1 protein-coding gene is annotated in these 324 nt (G+C 59.3%); it reads left to right on the forward strand.

Annotated elements, in window-relative coordinates:
• Positions 1–324, forward strand: a 324-nt coding sequence (locus tag A3730_RS11115) for a hypothetical protein (protein WP_156501155.1), incomplete at both ends; no start/stop codon positions are given.

Raw genomic sequence — 324 nt, forward strand, 5'->3', positions numbered from 1 at the left:
ATTGGCGAACTGGACGTGTCCATGGAAGCGAAAGTGGCGGAACAGCGCCACGTGGACGCGGAAGTAGAGCGTTTGCGCGAGAAGCACCATGAAGTGCAGGAGCGCTTTAACGAAGTCCAGCAGCATTTTTACGCCCTGGGGGCGGAAGTGGCACGTCTGGAGCAGAGCATCCAGCATCAGCGCGAGCGCAAGCAGCAGCTGTACGAAGAGCTGGATCAGGTGCGCGCCAGCTGGAAAGAAGGCGACGAACACCTGCGTATCGACAGCGAGAAAGTGGCAGAACTGGAGGCCATTCTGGCCGAGCGCGAGCCAGAACTGGAAATG

The organism is Alcanivorax sp. HI0044 (genome assembly GCF_001634945.1).